The organism is Atopobacter phocae ATCC BAA-285, from assembly GCF_000526675.1.
GTDB classification, from domain to species: domain Bacteria; phylum Bacillota; class Bacilli; order Lactobacillales; family Aerococcaceae; genus Atopobacter; species Atopobacter phocae.
Window position 1 is genome coordinate 1 of record NZ_JAGN01000067.1, and the last position, 3853, is coordinate 3853.

General features: G+C 36.2%; 4 protein-coding genes and 1 riboswitch. Of the genes, 3 read left to right on the forward strand and 1 reads right to left on the reverse strand.

Going from position 1 to position 3853, the window contains the following annotated elements; genetic code table 11:
• The first annotated feature begins 616 nt into the window (after window positions 1–616).
• Entirely contained in the window at window positions 617–1573 is a 957-nt protein-coding gene (locus L866_RS0108025) for a zinc ribbon domain-containing protein (protein WP_025730847.1), read from the forward strand.
• 51 nt (window positions 1574–1624) lie between these two features.
• Here L866_RS0108025 and L866_RS0108030 read toward each other — a convergent pair whose 3' ends face one another.
• The gene (locus L866_RS0108030; protein ID WP_084030329.1) at window positions 1625–2077 is read right to left on the reverse strand and encodes a cytidine deaminase; all 453 of its coding nucleotides are present in this window, start codon (window positions 2075–2077) and stop codon (window positions 1625–1627) included.
• Window positions 2078–2243: 166 nt separating this feature from the next.
• Window positions 2244–2338: riboswitch (TPP riboswitch) on the forward strand.
• Window positions 2339–2380: 42 nt separating this feature from the next.
• On the opposite strand from L866_RS0108030, the gene thiT reads away from it, so the two are divergent.
• Together thiT and L866_RS0108040 are read left to right on the forward strand one after the other, a co-directional pair.
• The gene (thiT, locus tag L866_RS0108035; protein WP_025730851.1) at window positions 2381–2953 is read left to right on the forward strand and encodes an energy-coupled thiamine transporter ThiT; all 573 of its coding nucleotides are present in this window, start codon (window positions 2381–2383) and stop codon (window positions 2951–2953) included.
• A 182-nt stretch (window positions 2954–3135) separates the two neighbouring features.
• The gene (locus tag L866_RS0108040; protein ID WP_025730853.1) at window positions 3136–3738 is read left to right on the forward strand and encodes a superoxide dismutase; all 603 of its coding nucleotides are present in this window, start codon (window positions 3136–3138) and stop codon (window positions 3736–3738) included.
• The last annotated feature ends 115 nt before the right edge of the window (window positions 3739–3853 follow it).

Here is a 3853-nt window from a genome sequence, read left to right on the forward strand (position 1 = left end):
TCACTGTACCGTTATTCATATATAATTCCTCCTGTTGTGTCTCTAGGACACGATTTGTTGCAATAAACGTTGATTGTAATACCAGAGGAATGTTTATGTTTCTCTTGTTACGTCTCAATATTGATTACTATGTTAGTATACCATTGATACAAAATATTAGCAAGTACTTTTACATTTTTTATTTATTTTTACACCTTCCTTCTATATAAATGGTGTTTTTTAAAAACATTCAATTTTATTTCTCTTTTCCTGCAATGAAGCTTTTTAACATCTTTCTTCCTTATATATTGTAAACACCATTGCTTATCCAAAGGGTCTATGATATAATTCTATTTATGCGATGAGTCGAGGAGTTCTAAGTATATCTTAGAACAATTCAAGTGGAGTAGTGTCTTAAATGACAACTGCCGGAACGCGGCTACTTGTAGTATTCTGCTGTGAACGGAATGCTATCACTTATTTTATAAGTGCCACACCATTAATGAGAGTGATTCTATGAATCCTCTCTTTTTTTGTCTAAAAAATAATAAGAGATAATTTTAAAATAGCTTAAATCATCTTGATATTTAACACTATTTTGACTATAGTATGAATGACATTAAGAAGGAGATTGATCATGACTAAATGCCCATATTGTAATCAACCGATACCCGAAACTGCTACTGTTTGTCCGCACTGTCAAGCTGACTTGACTCAACCCGCTTTAGAAGAACAAGATACGTTGTTCACTGAACAGCCTACAACTGAAGAAGTTACTTCGGTTGAAGCTATCGACACTGCTGAAGAAACTATTCCACAAGAAGAAGTCGATGAACTAATTGAATTGTTTGAACAAGGCGAGTCCATCAGTCGTCCCACTGAAAATGAGCGAATTGAACCACCACATTATCAAGATAACCAGCCTAAGCGCTTTATTAAAGAATCCCGTCATTATCAATCTAATCACGGATTACAAGCAACATGGTCAAAATTTAGTGACTATTTTGTTTATTTAAAAAATTACTTACTCGAACCAAGTTTTAAGCGTCGTACCCGTCGAACGGAGAACACTTATCATGGTTATATTACGTTAGTTTTGACGGTGTTATTTAGCGCTAGCGCTTTTACACGTTTAGTAACCGGTTTTATTTCGCAATACAATTTCTTTGCTAATATCAGCATTTTACCTGCTTTCGATGCAAATCCTGACCCAATCTGGCTTTGGGTTAAATCGATTGTGTTCTTTACCTTATTCTATTTTGGATTAATCGTGCTCTCTTATTTCCTCAAACGCATCTTTTTAAAGCGGAAGCACGCCTTTCACTATTGGGTCACACAATTCGAAGGAACCAATACAATTGCTTTACTCATTTCATTAACAGCCTTCGTCTTAGCGTTGATTGCGCCTGTTTTTTTAAGTAGTTTAATTATTTTCTTACTACTAATGACATTAGCAACTTACTTTACGACGTTTACCGGTGCGATATACAAAACAATGAATGATTCAGCGATTGATCATTTATATGTCATCTTAATTGGTTGGTTTATCCACTTATTTGTGACCATGGCTAGTTTTTACATTTTATATTTATAACAAAAAAACTGCCTGCTCATCTGTTATAACAGATCAAGCAGGCAGTTTTTTCTACATATTTAAATCAACAAAGGCGTATGGAACAAGACGATCAATATTTTCTTCTAGAATTTCACCATCTTCACGTGTTAGAAAAACAGGTGTTTCTGGCCCGCAAAATTCAACCATCACTTGGCGACAAACACTACATGGTGGCAGGAAGTTCCGTGTCTTACCTGCTACAGCAACTGCTAATATATCCCCTTTTTCGTATCCTTGTGTTACTGCTGTAAAAATAGCCGTACGTTCAGCACAGTTCGTCACACCAAATGAAGCGTTCTCCACATTCACTCCTGTAATAATCGAGCCATCTTTCATCAATAAAGCTGCTCCAACTGGAAATTTAGAATACGGTGCATAAGCGCGAGCTAAAACATCGCGTGCTGCTTGGACTAACGTTAACTTCATCTCGTTAATTAATGTACTATGTTCCATTTCCATTTCCTCCTCACGTTCCCCATTCATATTTGCGTGTATCCTATATTTTAATTGAAATAAAGGGCTTTCGCAATAGAAATATCTGTTTTACTAATTGAAAACGAAAAATATAACCAATTTTGCTTGCTTTACAATCCAAACACTTGCAAAAGCTTATTATTACTGATATTCTGTTTTTAACAACTATATATTTTTATTTACAAAGGGGCGCAATTTGCTGAGACACGTTAAGTGGACCCTTCGAACCTGTTTGTTAGTACAAGCGTAGGGATTGTAATGTATCCAAACTATGGGTCTCTTTGTATTTAAAAAAACAAGGAGGCTTTTTTTATGTCAATGAATATTCGTACATTAACTGAGGTGACCATCGTTGCGGCGCTCGCTATGGTGCTATCTCTCATACCAACAGATATCGGTTGGTATCAAGTGAGTTTAGGGACTTTACCTGTTGCTGTATTAGCCGTTAGACGCGGAACAGTGGCGGGATTAACATCAGGTTTTTTATGGGGTTTACTACACGTTCTCTTTAAAGTGTATATTTTAAGCCCGATTCAATTTGTTATCGAGTATGTTTTCGCCTTTTTAGTCGTTGGATTAGCCGGACTATTTGCAGGCGTTATTCATCACTATTTAAGTCAAAACGATCGCAAAAATGCAGCTATCTACTTTGTAATAGCAGGGATAGTAGCGTCATTTGCTAAATATTTCTTCCACTTTGTTGCTGGATATTATTTCTGGGGAAGTTATGCTCCCGATGGTATGAGTCCTTTTCTATACTCCCTATCTGTTAATGGGATTAGTTTTATTATGACAGCAATCTATGTCAGCTTTGTTGCTGCTTTACTCGTTCTCGGCTACCCTAAATTATTTATAGCTAAAACACATCATCAATGGCACGAATAGATGGTCCGTTTCATTTTTGATCATTTAATGGTTTACGCATTTTGTCTTTTTACAAGAAGTCATTTCCTTTTTGATTAATTAGTAAAAGCTTTTATATATAAGGCAAATAATTTCCAATTAAAGCGAATATTTGCTATTCTTAGTGTAATGATACATACATTCATAAAAGGGAGAGATTTTAAATGACTTTTAAATTACCACCATTACCATACGCGTACGATGCGTTGGAACCAAACTTTGATCAAGAAACGATGCATATTCACCATGACAAACATCATGCAGCATACGTGAATAACTTAAACGCAGCAATTGAGAAACACCCTGAATTACAAGAACGTTCATTAGAAGAATTGCTAACTGACATTAGCGCTTTACCAGCTGATGTACAAGGTGCGATTCGTAACAACGGTGGCGGTCACTATAACCATACATTGTTCTGGGAATTATTGCGCGCACCTCAAGCGGATAATCAACCTTCAGGCAACTTAAAAGGTGCAATTGATTCAGCATTTGGTAGCTTTGATGAATTTAAAGCAACATTTGCTAGCGCAGCAGCCACACGCTTTGGATCAGGTTGGGCATGGTTAGTTGAAAAAGACGGCGAATTAAACGTTATTTCAACAGCTAACCAAGATACACCATTAGAATTAGGTTACCACCCACTATTAGGTATTGACGTATGGGAACATGCTTACTACTTAAAATATCGTAACGTTCGTCCAGACTACGTGAAAGCATTCTTCGATGTGATTAACTGGGACGCGGTTGAAGCACGTTACAACTAAATCATTAAATAGACGAGAGACTTTGATATGCTCCCCCTAAAGTAGACACTTGAAAAAGTAAAACTATTTTAGGGGGAGTTTTTCATGCGTAAAAATAAACGTTATTCAGCTAATG